14 protein-coding genes are annotated in these 15274 nt (G+C 70.0%); 7 read left to right on the top strand and 7 right to left on the bottom strand.

Annotated features, from left to right (window positions below; all coding sequences use genetic code 11):
- Positions 1-40: 40 nt before the first annotated feature.
- Positions 41-910 carry an SDR family NAD(P)-dependent oxidoreductase gene (locus tag ACWDU4_RS24215; protein ID WP_450116483.1) on the bottom strand — a complete coding sequence of 290 codons (870 nt, stop codon included), beginning with the start codon at positions 908-910 and terminating at the stop codon, positions 41-43.
- Positions 907-1413, bottom strand: a complete 507-nt coding sequence (locus tag ACWDU4_RS24210) for a nuclear transport factor 2 family protein (protein ID WP_450116514.1) — start codon at positions 1411-1413, stop codon at positions 907-909. Before ACWDU4_RS24210 ends, ACWDU4_RS24215 begins: the two co-directional genes overlap by 4 nt.
- A 371-nt stretch (positions 1414-1784) precedes the next feature.
- Here ACWDU4_RS24210 and ACWDU4_RS24205 point away from each other — a divergent pair, with 371 nt between their 5' ends.
- Positions 1785-2714, top strand: coding sequence for an alpha/beta hydrolase (locus tag ACWDU4_RS24205; RefSeq protein ID WP_450116482.1), 930 nt, complete (start codon positions 1785-1787; stop codon positions 2712-2714).
- Between the two features lie 58 nt (positions 2715-2772).
- On the opposite strand, the gene ACWDU4_RS24200 is transcribed toward ACWDU4_RS24205, so the two are convergent.
- The 3 genes from ACWDU4_RS24200 to ACWDU4_RS24190 form a co-directional block, all read right to left on the bottom strand.
- Entirely contained in the window at positions 2773-4206 is a 1434-nt protein-coding gene (locus tag ACWDU4_RS24200; protein WP_450116481.1) for an FAD-dependent oxidoreductase, read from the bottom strand.
- Positions 4207-4222: 16 nt separating this feature from the next.
- Positions 4223-5110, bottom strand: coding sequence for an AurF N-oxygenase family protein (locus ACWDU4_RS24195; RefSeq protein WP_450116480.1), 888 nt, complete (start codon positions 5108-5110; stop codon positions 4223-4225).
- A 303-nt stretch (positions 5111-5413) separates the two neighbouring features.
- Complete coding sequence (locus tag ACWDU4_RS24190; protein WP_450116479.1) at positions 5414-6052, bottom strand: TetR/AcrR family transcriptional regulator; 639 nt, start codon at positions 6050-6052, stop codon at positions 5414-5416.
- 135 nt (positions 6053-6187) lie between these two features.
- Between ACWDU4_RS24190 and ACWDU4_RS24185 the strand changes: the two genes are divergently transcribed.
- Both ACWDU4_RS24185 and ACWDU4_RS24180 read left to right on the top strand, forming a co-directional pair.
- On the top strand, positions 6188-7612 hold the full coding sequence (locus ACWDU4_RS24185) for a DHA2 family efflux MFS transporter permease subunit (RefSeq protein ID WP_450116478.1): 1425 nt from the start codon (positions 6188-6190) through the stop codon (positions 7610-7612).
- A 198-nt stretch (positions 7613-7810) separates the two neighbouring features.
- Entirely contained in the window at positions 7811-9010 is a 1200-nt protein-coding gene (locus ACWDU4_RS24180; RefSeq protein WP_450116477.1) for an RtcB family protein, read from the top strand.
- Positions 9011-9025: 15 nt separating this feature from the next.
- Here ACWDU4_RS24180 and ACWDU4_RS24175 read toward each other — a convergent pair whose 3' ends face one another.
- A complete protein-coding gene (locus ACWDU4_RS24175) occupies positions 9026-9490 on the bottom strand; it encodes a ferritin-like domain-containing protein (protein WP_450116476.1) in 465 nt (154 codons plus the stop codon).
- Positions 9487-10026: a hypothetical protein gene (locus tag ACWDU4_RS24170; protein ID WP_450116475.1), complete on the bottom strand. Its 540-nt coding sequence runs from the start codon at positions 10024-10026 to the stop codon at positions 9487-9489. The genes ACWDU4_RS24175 and ACWDU4_RS24170 overlap by 4 nt, the downstream gene beginning before the upstream one ends.
- Before the next feature lie 168 nt (positions 10027-10194).
- Between ACWDU4_RS24170 and rimP the strand changes: the two genes are divergently transcribed.
- The 4 genes from rimP to infB all read left to right on the top strand — a co-directional run bounded on the left by rimP (position 10195) and on the right by infB (position 15237).
- Positions 10195-10773 (top strand): ribosome maturation factor RimP, encoded by a 579-nt coding sequence (gene rimP, locus ACWDU4_RS24165; RefSeq protein WP_450116474.1) that lies wholly within the window; start codon positions 10195-10197, stop codon positions 10771-10773.
- 16 nt (positions 10774-10789) lie between these two features.
- Positions 10790-11809 (top strand): transcription termination factor NusA, encoded by a 1020-nt coding sequence (nusA, locus tag ACWDU4_RS24160; RefSeq protein WP_450116513.1) that lies wholly within the window; start codon positions 10790-10792, stop codon positions 11807-11809.
- Between the two features lie 45 nt (positions 11810-11854).
- Positions 11855-12217 carry a YlxR family protein gene (locus ACWDU4_RS24155; protein WP_450116473.1) on the top strand — a complete coding sequence of 121 codons (363 nt, stop codon included), beginning with the start codon at positions 11855-11857 and terminating at the stop codon, positions 12215-12217.
- Positions 12218-12399: 182 nt separating this feature from the next.
- Complete coding sequence (gene infB, locus ACWDU4_RS24150) at positions 12400-15237, top strand: translation initiation factor IF-2 (protein ID WP_450116472.1); 2838 nt, start codon at positions 12400-12402, stop codon at positions 15235-15237.
- The last annotated feature ends 37 nt before the right edge of the window (positions 15238-15274 follow it).

The following is a 15274-nucleotide window of genomic DNA, read 5'->3' as shown; positions in this document are numbered from 1 at the left end:
TCCCTCGTGGTGGGCGGTGCGCGCCAGCCGACCGGCAGATTCAGCCCGTGGGCCCGAACAGGGGACCACCACCGAACGCGCCGCGGTGCGACACCGGTTGACCACCCGTGACATCGGTGACGCCGTACTCCAGCGCCGTCTCCGCGGTGACGAGGGTGTGGCCGCTGCGGTCACCCACGTTCGGGTCGTTCGCCAGCGCGACGATCACGCGCCCGACGAACTCCGGTGACTCGGCGTCCTCGAGGGAGAAGCCCTCGAAGCTCTTCATGCCGCTGGCGACCATCCGCTCGTTGCGGATCAGCCCGAGCCAGAAACTGAGGGCGGTGACACCGGTGCCCTTGAGTTCGACGGCCATGTCGGCCGCCATCTTGTCCAATCCCGCCTTGGACATGCCGTACAGCACCGAGTGCAGGTAGCCGCGGGTGCCGAACGAGGAGATGTTGCCGATGATCCCCGAGCCGCGGGGCACCATCAGCTTCGCCGCTTCGACGCTCGCGACGTAGTGCGCGCGCAGCCCCAGCCCGATCAGGCTGTCCCAGTCGTCGACCGGGCGCTTCCAGAACGGCTGCGAAAATCCCGCGTACCCGTCGGCCGGGCCGGCCCACACATTGTTGATCAGCAGGTCCAGCCGCCCGCCCTGCTCCTCGGCGATCCGCGCGAACAGCTTCTCGATCTGGGCGTCGTCGCTGTGATCGCACTGCACCGCGATGCCCTGGCCGCCGCGTTCGGTGACCTCGGTGGCCGTGCGGTCGAGCTTGCCGCCGGTCCCGACCTCGCCGCGCGCGGTGACGTACACCGTCCAGCCGTCCGAGCCGAGAGCGAGGGCGATGCCCTTGCCGACACTGCGGCTCGCGCCCGTGACCAGCGCGACGCGCCGGTCGACCCCGTTGTTCGTGCCCGGCGCGCTCACGAGGCCGCCTCCGCGAACGCACCCTCGACGACGACGGTCTCCGCCGGGAGCGGACGGACCATCGCCCACGTCTCGGTGAAGTGGCACTTCGACATCTTCCACTCGCCGTCCTCGAGGACGTACTCGTCGTCGTACTCGCCGGTCATCAGCTTCTCGGTGTTGTCCATGAGGTTGAGCTGGCGGAACCGCAGCGTCCACCGGCCGGTCGCGGTGCCGTCGCCGGTGACCGTGATCTCGGGGTGCATCCCGTGATGCATGTCGAAGATGACGTGCTTGCCGTCGACGGTGTGCAGTGCGACCTTCGTGAAGATCTCCGCCATCGGGTCCGCGTCGTCGAACGCGCCGAGGCGGCCGTAGTCGATGCGCGCGCCACGGCGAATGAAGCAGTCGCGGAACGTCTTCGGATCCTTCGCGTCGCACGCGCGCCAGTACCGGTGTTTGAGCGCCTTGATCGCCTCGACCTGTTCGATTCGTTCGAGGCGAAGCGAGAGGTCTGTCTCCATGCTGTTCGTCACCACCCCGACACTAGAGTGTCGGCCGTCACACGGGGGCGGTTCTCCCGCCCAGTGACACGGAACCGGGCGGCGGCCTGCGCCGACCGCGCTGCCTGCGCCGACCGCGCTGCCTGCGCCGACCGCGCTGCCTGCGCCGTGTCCTGTCCCGAGCGAACCCGCGACCCGGCTCCGGTCGGCGGATGACGGTGCGGGTGACCACGCTCAGGAAGTACTGTGCGGGCACCACTTTCGTGTTCATGGTCCACGGGGGAGCGCCGGGCGAGGTCCGCGCGTGTCCTCGTCACAGGTCAGGAGTCGCCTTGTCCCGGTCGTCCGTAATCCGTCGCGCCGTCCTGGCCGTCGCGCTGTCGACTGCCGTCATGGCTCACGCGCCCGCGGTCGGCGGTGCGCAGTCGTCCTCGTTCCCGTCCTCGTCGCAGGATGGGTGTGCGACCGCCGGACCGGAGGCAACCTGTGTCGAGGCCACGGTCGAACTGTCCGGATCCACGCGCGACGTGCTGTGGTACCTGCCGAGCGGTCCGGCGAGCGCGCTGATGCTCGTCGAACACGGATTCGGGCGCACCTGCGCGAACCTGCACGGTACCGCCGAGACGATCGCCGGGCAGGGCCTGATGGTCGTGTGCCTGGACGAGGACATGACAGCGGGCAATCCGGCGCTCGCCACAGAGTTCGCGGACGCACTGGCGGAGCGGTCGCTGGTGCCGCCGAACGGCGCGCCGCTTCCACAGCGGTACATCGTCGGTGGTCATTCCGCGGGTGGGCACTTCGCCGCGCTTGTGGGCGCGGGCCTGGTCGAGCGGGGCTATCCGGACCTCGCCGGGGCGGTGCTGTTCGATCCGGTCGCCGCGGAGGGCTTCACCGCTGCGGTCCGGGCGGTGTCGGCGTCCGGGACGCGTCCGGTGCTCTCGATCGCGGCCCGGCCGAGCCTGGTGAACCTGTTCGGCAACTCGTTCGGGGCGCTGGCCTCGCTCGGCGCGGGCTTCGTCGGTGTCCAGTTGCTCTGGGCGGAGGTGGAGGCCGGCCGTCCCACCGGGGGCAGCTGCCACATCGACGCAGAGGGGGAGGACACCGACCTCATCGGCATCGCCGGCGCCGCGTGTGCGCCCGACCCGGTCCAGACGGCGCGGCTGCGGGACTTCGCCGGGACCTGGGCCCGCGACCTGGCGACGGGCGCCCGGACACCGTCCCATTACTGCCTGGACGCCGCCGAGCCGGGCAGCTGCGGCGAGACGGTGGCGGCGATGCTGGCGGGGGCGCGACCGGTCGCGGCGGTGATCCCGGCCGGCTGACCTGCGCTCGGTCGGACCCCGCGCCGAAGAGCGGAAGGCGAATCCCGATCGCTCGTTGTCAGACGCGCGCAGCCACGGCACGGGCCAACTGGTCGACGGTTTCGCTTGCGCAGAGGCGGTTGTCGCCGACGCCACCGCGTGCCCCGCGTTTGGCCCAGCCGACGACGTACAGGTTGTGGAGGGGTGCCCCGGTCTCGTGCGAGATCACCCGGCCGCGATCGTTGGGGACGGCACCACGCGCGTCGAGGGGGATCCCATCGATGGGCTTGGTGGTGAATCCGGTGGCGCAGATCGCGGAGTCGGCGCGGAAGGTACGCCCGGTCTCCGTCGTGACGGTGACGCCGCCGGCCGCGTCCCGGCGCACGCCGGCAACCTCTTGCCCGAATGACAACACGACGCGCAGACGGACGCCGGTGCCGTCGGCGGACGCAGTCGCGGCGTCGAGGTCGGTCGAGCTCAGATCGGTGACGGGGAGCCGCGCGAGGTCGCGCACGAGCGCGTCGTCGGCGTCGGGGCTCGGCGCGGAGCCCGCGCTGTCGATCAGCAGCTCGGTTTCGGCGAGGTCCCGCAGTTCGTGGAACGCGGACGGCGTGAACGACGCACGGTCGGGGGCCGAGCGCGACAGGACGACCACCTGGTTGATCCGCCCGTCGGCCGGACCGCGGGCGCGGGAGTTCGCCGCCCACCGGACGACGTCGAAGGCAACGTTCCCCGCGCCGACCACGAGGCAGGTCGCCCCGAGGGGAGTCGGCGGGCGGAAACCGGACTCCTCGCAGTTTTCGGCCACCAGGATGTCGATCGCCTGGTGAATGCCGTCGTCGGTGCCGACGGTCACACCGTGGCCGGCGACGGACCCGGGGCGGCGCGGCTGCGAGGCGCCGCAGGCGAGGACCACCGCGTCGAACCTCGCGCGGAGTTCGTCGACCGAGATGTCGACGCCGACCTCGGTGTTGGCGACGACGGTGACACGGTCGTCCCCGAAGGGAACGTCGAACAGCCGAATCATCTCGCGCACGCCGACGTGATCGCGTGAGACTCCCCGGTGCAGCAGGCCACCGATCGTGTCGTACTGCTCGTAGACGGTGACGCGAATCGACGTCGACCGGCGGAGGAGTTCGCGCACCGTGTACATCGCGGCAGGCCCCGAGCCGACGACGGCGACCGTGATCCCGTCGCCCGGACGGCCCAGCGGTCGATCGAATGTGGTGCGCCGCCGCTGTGTCCTCGTGGTTGCCGAGCTCCGAGCGTAGAACTCCCTGTTGCGAGCGGCGTTCGGACGCTCGACGACGGTCAGCGCCCATTCGGGTTTGATCGCCGACGCCGGGCAGGCCTCGACGCAGGCGGTGCAATCGATGCACGAGCCCGGATCGATGAACAACGTCTCGGCCGTCTCGAAAGCCGGTTCGCCGGGAATCGGATGGATGCAGTTCTGCGGGCACACCCGCACGCATGAGGCGTCTTTGCAGCAATGCCCCAGGATGACGTGGGTCACGATGACTCCTGCGTGATCAGAGAAGGTTCGACTTTCGATAGATCCATCGCGCGCCTGGATTCAGCAACCCTTCTCTGCTGAGGAACTCGATGAACGGCTCGGCGGCTTTGCGGAACATCATCCGGTGATGCTCGTTTGCGTCGATGTTCGCCTTCACGACCTTCCAGTCGAGGCCGAGGTCCTCGTACACGCGTCGATTGACCAGCGTCCGCGCGATGAGATGGGTGCCGCCCGCGAGGGCCAGGGTGCTGACGAACCGCCGCAACCGCGAGATTCCCACCAGCCGATCCCGGATCTGCCGCCGGGCGAAGGCCATGTGCCTGGACTCCTCGACGACGTGGATGTACGAGGTGCGGCGGATGGGTGCGGCGACGTCGTCGTCGGTCATCCAGTCGCGTTGCATGACGTCGAAGATCTCTTCGCCGGCGAGCACGACGCCATACGCCACCTCGCCCCATACGAAGTGCCGGAACACCCATCCGAAGAAGTCCAGTACGCGATCGCGTGGATGGAAGCGGGATCCGATGGCATCGACGACATTGACGAACATCAACGAATGCAGATTCTCGTCCGCGCACTCGTTCAGAAGGAATTTGACGTCCGGACGTGACGGGTCTGCACTGTGGCTCGCCCGCAGCAGCGCCACCTGCAGGCCGACCTCCAGCCAGATGGCCACACCGAGGAACTGCCCAACTTCGGCCCGGGTGAGTCGAACCCGTTCGGCCTCGGACATCTCCGCCCACAATGGGGTTCCGAACAACGGTGACCACTCGGGCGTCATTCCATGACGCCGGTCGTCCGCCGGATCGGAGTCGCACACGAGCGGATCCCTCGGATCGAAGGACAGTCGCCGGGCGGACTCCGTCAGAGTCTGGAACAGCACATCGCTGTCGGAAACGGACATCCCTTTCGTGCTCCTCTGGCTTCCCCGTGGGGGTGAATGGAACATGTGGCCTTCGCACATGTACGTGTGGCAGTCACAGTCACAATTCTTCAAAGATCACGAAAACGATCGCCGCCACCAGTTGTACCGACTTGGAATCCCGTTCGCCACTTGGACATTCGACCAGGCGGCAGGCCGGAGGGTGTCCCGCATACCGACCGTTCCGAACGGATCTGTCGCTCACGTGGTTGCGGTACCGGGTGGACGTGGTCGGCTCACTCGGACCGACGACGGCGGCACGGGTGCCGGGTCGCCGGGTCCTGCTCAGTCGCGGGTGGGCTTCGCAGCAGCGCGCGCGGCGTGCAGGGTCTCGCCGAAGGCGCATTCGGACAGTTCCGCGAGCCCGGGCTCCTCGCCGACGTGTTCGGGGGCGCGCATCGCGAGCAGGACGTTGAGCAGCATGCCGTTCGCGATGAACTCGCGGGCCTTCTCGGGTGTGCAGCCGGTGCGGGTGCGGATCACGGTGTAGATCTGCGACATCGCGGCACGGGCCTGGGCGCCGATCTCCGGCGTCCCGCCCGCGGTGAAGCCGTGCATCATCACCAGCAGCATGTCGCCGTCGGAGACCAGCTGGCTGTACGCCGAGCCGAGCCGGGTCCAGTACTCCTCGCTGTCGGCCGACGGCGCGTCCGGGTCCGCGTCGATCCGGTCCAGTTCGGTGTCGAACGCCTCCACGATCCTGGCGAGGGCGCGGGCGAACACCTCGCGGAACAGTTCGGCCTTGGTGCCGAACATGCGCACCACGTAGGGCTGCGACACCTCGGCGAGTTTGGCGACGGCGTCGGTACTGGTCCCGGACCAGCCGCCGCGGGCGAATGCGGTGGTGGCGGCCGCGAGGACGAGCTCACGGCGATCGGCGGCATTCATCCGCGTGGCCGGGCGGGAACCGTTCGTCGCAGACATGTTGACAGGTTATCACTCGATGCCTTAGCTTCGTGGCAGCTAAGTAATCATTCGATGCTTACAAAGCTCGGAAATGCGACATATCGAGTCCACCGACATATCGAGTCCACTGCGAACTCCGTTCGAGGAGAAGTGATGACCGCAACCACAGACCAACTCGCGCCGTCCGGCGCCGCACCCGAGGCCGTTCCCGGTCGGCGGGTCCCGATCTGGCTCGCGATGCTCGCCGCCTCGCTGCCCATGTTCATGGCCACGCTCGACAACCTGGTGATGACGAGCGCGCTGCCCGTGGTCAGGGCCGACCTCGGCGCCTCGGTTGGGCAACTGCAGTGGTTCCTCAACGCCTACACCCTGGCGTTCGCGACACTGATGCTCTCCGCCGCCGGGCTCGGCGACCGCTGGGGGCGCAGGCGCGTGTTCGTGTACGGCATAACAATTTTCGCGGTGGCCTCGGTCGCGTCCGCACTGTCCACGACGGCGGGGATGCTGATCGCGGCCCGCGCCGTGCAGGGTGTCGGTGCGGCGGCGATCATGCCGCTCTCGCTTGCCCTGCTCGCCGGCGCCGTACCCGCGGCGAAGCGGGCACTCGCGATCGGGGTCTGGGGCGGGGTGTCCGGTCTCGGTGTTGCGCTCGGCCCGGTGGTCGGCGGCGCCGTCGTCGACGGTGTCTCCTGGCAGGCGATCTTCTGGATCAACGTGCCGGTCGCGGTGATCGCCGTGCCGCTCGCCCTGTACGCGCTCGGGGAGTCGCGCGGGAGGCGGCAATCGCTGGACCTGCCGGGTGTGGCGCTCGCGGGCGCGGGAGTCTTCCTCGCGGTCTGGGGGATCGTGCACGGCAACGACGACGGGTGGACCTCGGTGACCGTGCTCGGCACCCTCGCTGTTGCGGTGATCGCCTTGTCCGCGTTCGTGATTCGCGAGCTCCGCACCGACAGTCCGGTGATGCCGATGCGGATGTTCCGCTCCCGGAGCTTCACCGTCGCCAACGTGATCGGCCTGACGTTCACCCTCGGCATGTTCGGTGCGGTGTTCCTGCTCTCGCAGTACCTCCAGATCGTCATGGGCTACACACCCTTCGAGGCCGGCCTGCGGACCCTGCCCTGGACGGCGGCGCCGATGGTCGTCGCCCCGATCGCCGGCCTCCTCGCGCCCCGGCTCGGGCTGCGGACACTGCTGGTGGCGGGTCTGACCCTGCAGGCGGCATCCCTGGTCTGGATGGCGTCGATCATCGAGCCGGGGACGCAGTACCCGACGATCGTGCCGGCCCTGGCCATGGCGGGCATCGGCATGGGCCTGACCTTCGCGCCGAGCGCGACCGCCGTCCTCGCGGACATGCCGGACGACGACCACGCCACCGCCAGTTCGGTGAACTCCACGATCCGGGAAGTCGGGGTCGCGCTCGGTGTCGCCGTCCTCACCGCCGTGTTCCTCGGGCAGGGAGGCGCCCTCACCCCGGCCGGATACACCGACGCACTGCAACCCGCACTGCTCGTCGGCGCCGCGTCCGTGGGCGTCGCGGTGCTCGCCGCGCTGATGATGCCGGGCCGCACCCGCGGGTGAAAAAACTGATGCGGGGTGTGCCCCGACCGTGACAGGGTCGAGGTACACCCCGCATTCGAGACGACCGACGGCCCGCCGTCGTCGACCCAACCGACGGCCCGCCGTCGTCGACCCAACCGACGGCACCGCCGTCGTCGACCCAACCGACGGCACCGCCGTCACCGGGGTGCCATCACCGAAAACGAGGAGTTGTCACCCATGCCCCCGACCCGGGTGGGTCCCACACTGATGAGCTGGGCATCCCAGCTCGAGGAATCCACACTCGCGCAGGCCCGGCAGACCGCCGCCATGCCGTTCATCCATCCGCACGTCGCTCTGATGCCGGATGCGCACAGCGGTAAGGGAAGTGCCGTCGGCACCGTCATCCCGACCCGCGGGGCCGTGATGCCCGCCGCCGTCGGCGTCGACATCGGCTGCGGCATGATCGCCGTCCGCACCGTGTTCACGATGAAGGACGTCGAGCGCCGGATCGCCGTCACCGGCGTCGGGCTGGGCGCGCTGCGCAAGTCCGTCGAATCGGCCATCCCCCTCTCGCCCGGTCACTACAACCGCGACACCCACCAGTGGGACTTCACGGCCCCGCGGATCGCGGAACTCGAATCCCGGGCGGCCGCCGACGGCGTCGATCTTGCGCACTCCCCGAAGTGGCGGCAGCAACTCGGATCCCTCGGGGGTGGAAACCACTTCATAGAACTGTGCCTCGACGAGTCGGATCGGGTGTGGCTGTTCCTCCACAGCGGAAGCAGGGGAGTGGGCAACCGGATCGCCCAGCACCACATCCGCGTCGCCCAACAGGCGTGCGCCCACCGACACGTCGACCTGCCCAACCGGGACCTCGCCTACCTGACCGAGGGCACCGCCGAGTTCGATCGGTACCTGGCCGACCTGCACTGGGCGCAGCGCTTCGCCTACCTGAACCGCGCCGAGATGATGGACCGGTTCGGTGCCGTCTTCGCGCGGTGGATGGGCACGCCGGATCATCGCGAGACGGAACGCACGAACTGCCATCACAACTACACCCGGCAGGAGACCCACGGCGGCGAACAGGTGTGGCTCACCCGCAAAGGAGCTGTCGATGCGCACGTCGGAGTCCGCGCCGTCATTCCCGGATCGATGGGCACCCACTCGTACGTCGTCGAGGGCCTCGGCAACGCCGACGGCCTGTGCTCCGCCCCGCACGGTGCCGGTAGGCGCTTCTCCCGCACCGAGGCCAAGCGCCGGTTCACCCGCGCCGACCTGCGGGCGCGGATGGTCGGCATCGAGTACCGCGACAGCGCCGAGTTCATCGACGAGATCCCCGATGCCTACAAGGACATCGAGACCGTCATGTCCGACGCCCGCGACCTGGTCCGGGTCGTGCACGAACTGCGGCAGATCCTCAACGTCAAGGGGACCTGACGCGCCCTGACCGAACTACGGCTGGCCGGGGAAGGCGACGGTCGGGGGAGCGACGCCGAGCACGGCCCGCCAGTTCGCGGCCCGCACCGCCGACTCGGTCAACGCGTCGACGGCGCTCGCGCGGGTCGGTTCGGACTGCGCGCGTTCGATCACCGACCGCCACGCCACCGCGGCGTCGACCTCGACCTGCACCGCCAGCTGGAGGGCGGCGGTCGGGTCGGTGACCGGGAACGGGAGGGTGTAGCCAGGTTCGGCGCCCGGTGCGGTGACGGCGGCGGCGGAGAGTGCGTCGATCGTCGCGTCCCGTCGGGCCCGGTGGGCGGCGGTGTCGGCCGCGACCTGGGCGGCCCGGGTCGGGTTCGAGTACGCGGCCACGATGCCGTACGCGAACACGGCGGCGTGCTCGGCACGCAGAGCGTCGACGAGGGCCTGCTGCTCGGGTCCGAGCTTCGCCGTCGCCGAGGTGGTGGGGGAGGTCACAGCAACATCACCGCCTGCTGCGCGGCGACAGCCGCGCTGATCGAGCCGAGCAGGCCGGCCCGGTGGCCGTCCAGTCGGCGAGCGAGAGTGGCTGCGCCACGCTGGGATTCGGCGAGCATCGCCCGCAACTCGTCGACCGTCGCCGGTGCCGAGGAGGTCGCGCTCGGCGGCGCCGAGGAGGTCGCGGTGGCGGTGGCCGGGTCCTGACCCGCGGCGCGGGCGATCTCGGCGGCCAGTGCGTCCCCGTGGGCGGTGCGCTCGGCGGCGATCACCGCGAGGGCTCCGGCCCGCTCCGGTGCCACCGCGGCCGCGGCAGCGGCGGCCGTGGCATCCCGGCGGGCCGCGTCGAGCGCGGTCGTCAGCGGATCCGGCTCGTCGGTCCGGTCGTCGTCGGTGCTCGCACACCCCGCCGCGGTCACGACGGTGGCGAGTCCGAGGGCAAGTGCACCGACCTTCAGGGCGGCGCGTCGGGACAGTGCGTACGACGAAGGTGGGTTCACGCCGGGCGGCGGAGTGAGGTTGGGGGCTGCGGGCACGCCGCTCATCTTGTCAGGCGTTGCGGGCATACGGCGGCAGGGGCGGCTTGGTCACCGAGCCGTCGAATGCGCGTTATTCTAGATCTTCGCGCCCCGAGGTGAGCGAAACGCGCAATCCCGGTGCCGACGACTTGTGATCCGACCACAACTGAACGAGGAGCTCTACTGATGCCGGTTCCGTCGAGGGAGAGGGTGATCGAGCTTCTCTCCGATCTCGTGCCCCGTCAGGGCTACGACCTGGAGGACGTGACGGTCACGAAGGCCGGCAGCCGCAGTGTGGTTCGGGTGATGGTCGACAGCGACGCCGGGCTCGCGCTCGACGACGTCGCCGACCTGAGTCGGCTGATCTCGGACCGGCTCGACGGCGAGTCCGAATTCGGCGAATCCCCCTACACCCTCGAGGTGACCTCCCCGGGCGTCGACCGCCCGCTGACCGAGCCGCGGCACTGGCGCCGGGCGCAGGGTCGCCGGGTGCGGGTCGACATCGGCGACGAGAAGCTGCTGGCCCGGGTCGGAGTGCTCGGCGACGGCGTGGTCGCCCTCGTCGTCCCGGCCAAGGGAGGCCCGGAGGTCCGCGAGATCGCACTCGCGGACGTCGTGAAAGCCGTGGTGCAGGTGGAGTTCTCGGCGCCGAACGCGAAGGAACTCGAACTGGCGGGTGGTGTGGCCGCCGGCCGCGCGGTCCCGGGCGAGATCGACGAGACAGACCTCGACGAGACAGACGACGAAATCCAGGCGGAGGGATAGACAAGTGCATATCGAAATGTCGGCGCTGCGAGCGATCGAGGACGACAAGGGCATCTCGGTCGACACGATCATCGAGACCATCAAGAGCGCGCTGCTGACCGCCTACCGGCACACCGAGGGTCACCAGCCGCACGCGCGAATCGACGTCGACACCAAGTCCGGCCTGGTGCGGGTGATGGCACACGACGTCGACGCCGACGGCAACCGGGTCGGCGAGGAGTGGGACGACACCCCGGAGGGGTTCGGCCGCATCGCCGCGACCACGGCCCGTCAGGTCATCCTCCAGCGGCTGCGCGACGCGGAGAACGAGAAGAGCTTCGGCGAGTTCTCCACGCACGAGGGCGAGATCGTCGGCGGCGTCATCCAGCGCGACACCCGCGCGAACGCGCGTGGCGTCGTCGTCGTCCGGATCGGCAGCGAGGCCACCGGCGCCGAGGGCATCCTGCCCGCGGCCGAGCAGGTGCCCGGTGAGGTGTACGAGCACGGCGAGCGGATCAAGTGCTACGTCGTCGGCGTGACCCGGGGGCAGCGCGGACCGCAGATCACCCTCTCTCGGACGCACCCGAACCTGGTGCGGAAGCTGTTCGCACTCGAGGTGCCGGAGATCGCCGACGGCTCGGTCGAGATCGTCGCGGTCGCCCGTGAGGCCGGCCACCGGTCGAAGATCGCGGTCGCGTCGCGGGTGTCGGGTCTGAACGCGAAGGGCGCCTGCATCGGCCCGATGGGGCAGCGGGTGCGCAACGTGATGAGCGAACTGGCAGGTGAGAAGATCGACATCATCGACTTCGACGAGAACCCGGCGAAGTTCGTCGGCAACGCACTCTCGCCGTCGAAGGTGGTGTCGGTCACAGTCGTCGATGCCGACGCCCGGGCTGCCCGCGTCGTCGTGCCGGATTTCCAGCTGTCGCTGGCCATCGGCAAGGAGGGGCAAAACGCCCGCCTGGCTGCACGGCTGACGGGGTGGCGGATCGACATCCGCAGCGACGCCGCTCCGGACGCCGACGCCCCCGCCGGACCGTCGTCGACGCGCGTGTAGTGGACGCCATGCGGATATCGGTCGACAACAGCGGTAGAGTGGTCAATGGCTCGGCATGAGTTCTCGGCAGACGTGCGCCTGCGACCCGGTCACCCGGTGCGGACGTGCATCGGATGTCGGCAGCTCGCGCCAGCCGCAGATCTGCTGAGGGTCGTGGCACGACCCACCGAGCCGGAGGGCTGGGTGGTGGTGCCCGACCCGGGGCGCAGGCTTTCCGGCCGCGGTGCATGGTTGCACCTCGACCGGCGGTGCCTGGGTCAGGCGGAGAAGCGTCGAGCGTTCGGAAGAGCGCTGCGAGTGTCCGGAAGCCTGGACACGGCGGCCCTCGGTCGCGCGATCGGTACGGATCTTGCGATCGGTACCGATCTCCCAACCGAACCGCATCCACAACAGAGCAGTACCTCGTGAACCCGGTACTCAAATATGCAGTACAGAACAGCGGTACCCGGGAACACAGGCAATCTCTCGAGAAGAGTCAGGCAAACACACTCATGAGCACACCGTGAAGCACCAACGATGATCGTCCATCGGAGTTAACCCGAGGTCGTGCGGGCATTTCGCCACGCTCGGCCTCTCAGTAGAGGAGAGCAGTGGCAGGCAAGGCCCGCGTGCACGAGTTGGCCAAGGAACTCGGTGTCACCAGCAAGGAACTTCTCGCTCGGCTCAAGGAGCAGGGCGAATTCGTGAAGTCGGCGTCCTCCACCGTGGAGGCGCCGGTTGCGCGACGGCTGCGGGAATCGTTCCCGTCGGCCAAGGGTGACGCGGCTCCCGCGCGCCCGGAGGCCGCGAAGCCGGCCACCACCGCCAAGCCCGGCGGACCCCGTCCCGGCCCGAAGCCGGCCGCACCGGCGCCGGCCGCCCCCGCTGCAGCGGCCCCCCCCGCTCCGGCACCGGCCGCACCGGCTCCGGCCGCCGCGGCGCCGATCCCGGCCGCACCGAAGCCGCCCACCCCGGGCCCGAAGCCGGCTGCCCCGGCTCCGGCAGCTCCGGCTCCGGCGGCTCCCGCCGCCAGCGCCGCCCCGGCACCCCGTCCTGCGGCTCCGGGCCCCAAGCCCGGTCCGAAGGCGCCGCGCGTGGGCAACAACCCGTACTCGTCGGCCCCCGCCGAGCGTGCGGCACCGCGTCCGGCGCCGCGGCCCGGCGGCCCGCGTCCGGGTCCCGGCCAGGCCGGTCCGCGTCCGGTTCCCGGCGCGCCGCGTCCCCAGGCGGGCCCCGGTGGCCCGCGTCCGGCCCCCGGCCAGGGTGGCCCGCGTCCGAGCCCCGGCTCGATGCCCCCGCGCCCGAACCCGGGTGCCATGCCCGCACGCTCGTCCCGTCCGGCCCCCGGTGCCGGTCGCCCCGGTGGTGGGCGTCCCGGCGGTCCGGGTGGACGCCCCGGCGGCGGTGGCGGCGGCTACCGCGGTGGCGGCGCCCCCGGTGCCGGCGGTGCAGGTGCTCCCGGTGGAGCTCCCGCGGGCGGTTTCCGCGGTCGTCCCGGTGGCGGCGGCGGTCGTCCCGGCCAGCGTGGTGCTGCGGCCGGTGCGTTCGGTCGTCCCGGCGGCGCGCCCCGGCGTGGTCGCAAGTCGAAGCGTCAGAAGCGGCAAGAGTACGACTCGATGCAGGCGCCCGCCGTCGGCGGCGTGCGGCTGCCGCGCGGCAACGGCGAGACCATCCGGCTCGCCCGCGGCGCGTCCCTGTCGGACTTCGCCGAGAAGATCGACGTCAACCCTTCGGCCCTGGTCCAGGCGCTGTTCAACCTCGGTGAGATGGTCACCGCGACGCAGTCCGTCAACGACGAGACCCTCGAGCTGCTCGGCGGCGAGATGAACTACGTCGTCCAGGTCGTCAGCCCGGAGGACGAGGACCGCGAGCTGCTCGAGTCGTTCGACCTCACCTACGGCGAGGACGAAGGCGGCGAGGAGGACCTCGAACAGCGTCCGCCGGTGGTCACCGTCATGGGTCACGTCGACCACGGCAAGACCCGACTGCTCGACACCATCCGCAAGGCCAACGTCCGCGAGGGCGAGGCCGGCGGCATCACCCAGCACATCGGTGCCTACCAGGTGCTGACCGAGCTGGACGGCGTCGAGCGACTGGTGACGTTCATCGACACCCCGGGTCACGAGGCGTTCACCGCCATGCGTGCCCGTGGTGCGAAGGCCACCGACATCGCGATCCTGGTCGTCGCGGCCGACGACGGCGTCATGCCGCAGACGGTCGAGGCGATCAACCACGCCCAGGCGGCCGACGTGCCGATCGTGGTCGCGGTCAACAAGATCGACAAGGAAGGCGCCGACCCGGCGAAGATCCGCGGTCAGCTCACCGAGTACGGCCTGGTGGCAGAGGAGTACGGCGGCGACACCATGTTCGTCGACATCTCCGCCAAGCAGGGCACCAACATCGAGCAGCTGCTCGAGGCGGTCCTGCTCACCGCGGACGCCTCGCTCGACCTGCGCGCCAACCCGGACATGGACGCCCAGGGTGTCGCCATCGAGGCGCACCTCGACCGCGGCCGTGGCCCGGTGGCGACCGTGCTCATCCAGCGCGGCACCCTGCGGGTCGGCGACTCGATCGTCGCCGGCGACGCCTACGGTCGCGTCCGGCGCATGGTCGACGAGTACGGCGAGGACGTGCTCGAGGCCCTGCCGTCGCGTCCGGTACAGGTCATCGGCTTCACGTCGGTGCCCGGTGCGGGTGACAACCTGCTCGTCGTCGACGAGGACCGGATCGCCCGGCAGATCGCGGACCGGCGCAACGCACGCAAGCGCAACGCGCTCGCTGCACGCAGCCGCAAGCGGATCAGCCTCGAGGATCTGGATGCCGCGCTCAAGGAGCACAACGAGCTCAACCTCATCCTCAAGGGCGACAACTCCGGCACCGTGGAGGCCCTCGAGGAGGCGCTGCTCGGGATCGAGATCGACGACGAAGTGCAGCTGCGGGTCATCGACCGCGGTGTCGGTGGCATCACCGAGACCAACGTCAACCTGGCGTCGGCGTCGAACGCGATCATCATCGGCTTCAACGTCCGCGCGGAGGGCAAGGCGACCGAACTCGCCAACCGCGAGGGCGTCGACATCCGGTACTACTCGGTGATCTACCAGGCCATCGACGAGATCGAGAAGGCCCTCAAGGGCATGCTCAAGCCGGTCTACGAAGAGGTCGAGCTCGGCAAGGCGGAGATCCGTGCCATGTTCCGGTCCTCGAAGGTCGGCAACATCGCGGGCTGCCTGGTCACCTCCGGCATCATGCGGCGCAACGCGAAGGCGCGCCTGCTGCGTGACAACGTGGTTGTCGCGGAGACGATCACCATCTCCTCGCTCAAGCGGGAGAAGGACGATGCCACCGAGGTGCGCGAGGGTTACGAGTGCGGTCTGACCGTCACCTACAGCGACATCAAGGTCGGTGACGTGATCGAGGCGTACGAGCTGCGCGAGAAGCCGCGCGACTAGTGGTGGCACGGGTGTCCCGCGGGCCGGTGCGGCCCGC

The organism is Rhodococcus sp. NPDC003348 (assembly GCF_053589375.1).
This window is presented reverse-complemented; position numbering and strand designations above follow the sequence as displayed.

Bases quoted from the DNA above. Each gene is read 5' to 3' on its own strand.
- ACWDU4_RS24210 (WP_450116514.1), bottom strand. From the start codon at position 1,413: ATGGAGACAGACCTCTCGCTTCGCCTCGAACGAATCGAACAGGTCGAG.
- ACWDU4_RS24205 (WP_450116482.1), top strand. From the start codon at position 1,785: ATGGCTCACGCGCCCGCGGTCGGCGGTGCGCAGTCGTCCTCGTTCCCG.
- ACWDU4_RS24195 (WP_450116480.1), bottom strand. From the start codon at position 5,110: ATGTCCGTTTCCGACAGCGATGTGCTGTTCCAGACTCTGACGGAGTCC.
- ACWDU4_RS24190 (WP_450116479.1), bottom strand. From the start codon at position 6,052: ATGTCTGCGACGAACGGTTCCCGCCCGGCCACGCGGATGAATGCCGCC.
- ACWDU4_RS24185 (WP_450116478.1), top strand. From the start codon at position 6,188: ATGACCGCAACCACAGACCAACTCGCGCCGTCCGGCGCCGCACCCGAG.
- ACWDU4_RS24180 (WP_450116477.1), top strand. From the start codon at position 7,811: ATGCCCCCGACCCGGGTGGGTCCCACACTGATGAGCTGGGCATCCCAG.
- rimP (WP_450116474.1), top strand. From the start codon at position 10,195: ATGCCGGTTCCGTCGAGGGAGAGGGTGATCGAGCTTCTCTCCGATCTC.
- nusA (WP_450116513.1), top strand. From the start codon at position 10,790: ATGTCGGCGCTGCGAGCGATCGAGGACGACAAGGGCATCTCGGTCGAC.
- ACWDU4_RS24155 (WP_450116473.1), top strand. From the start codon at position 11,855: ATGGCTCGGCATGAGTTCTCGGCAGACGTGCGCCTGCGACCCGGTCAC.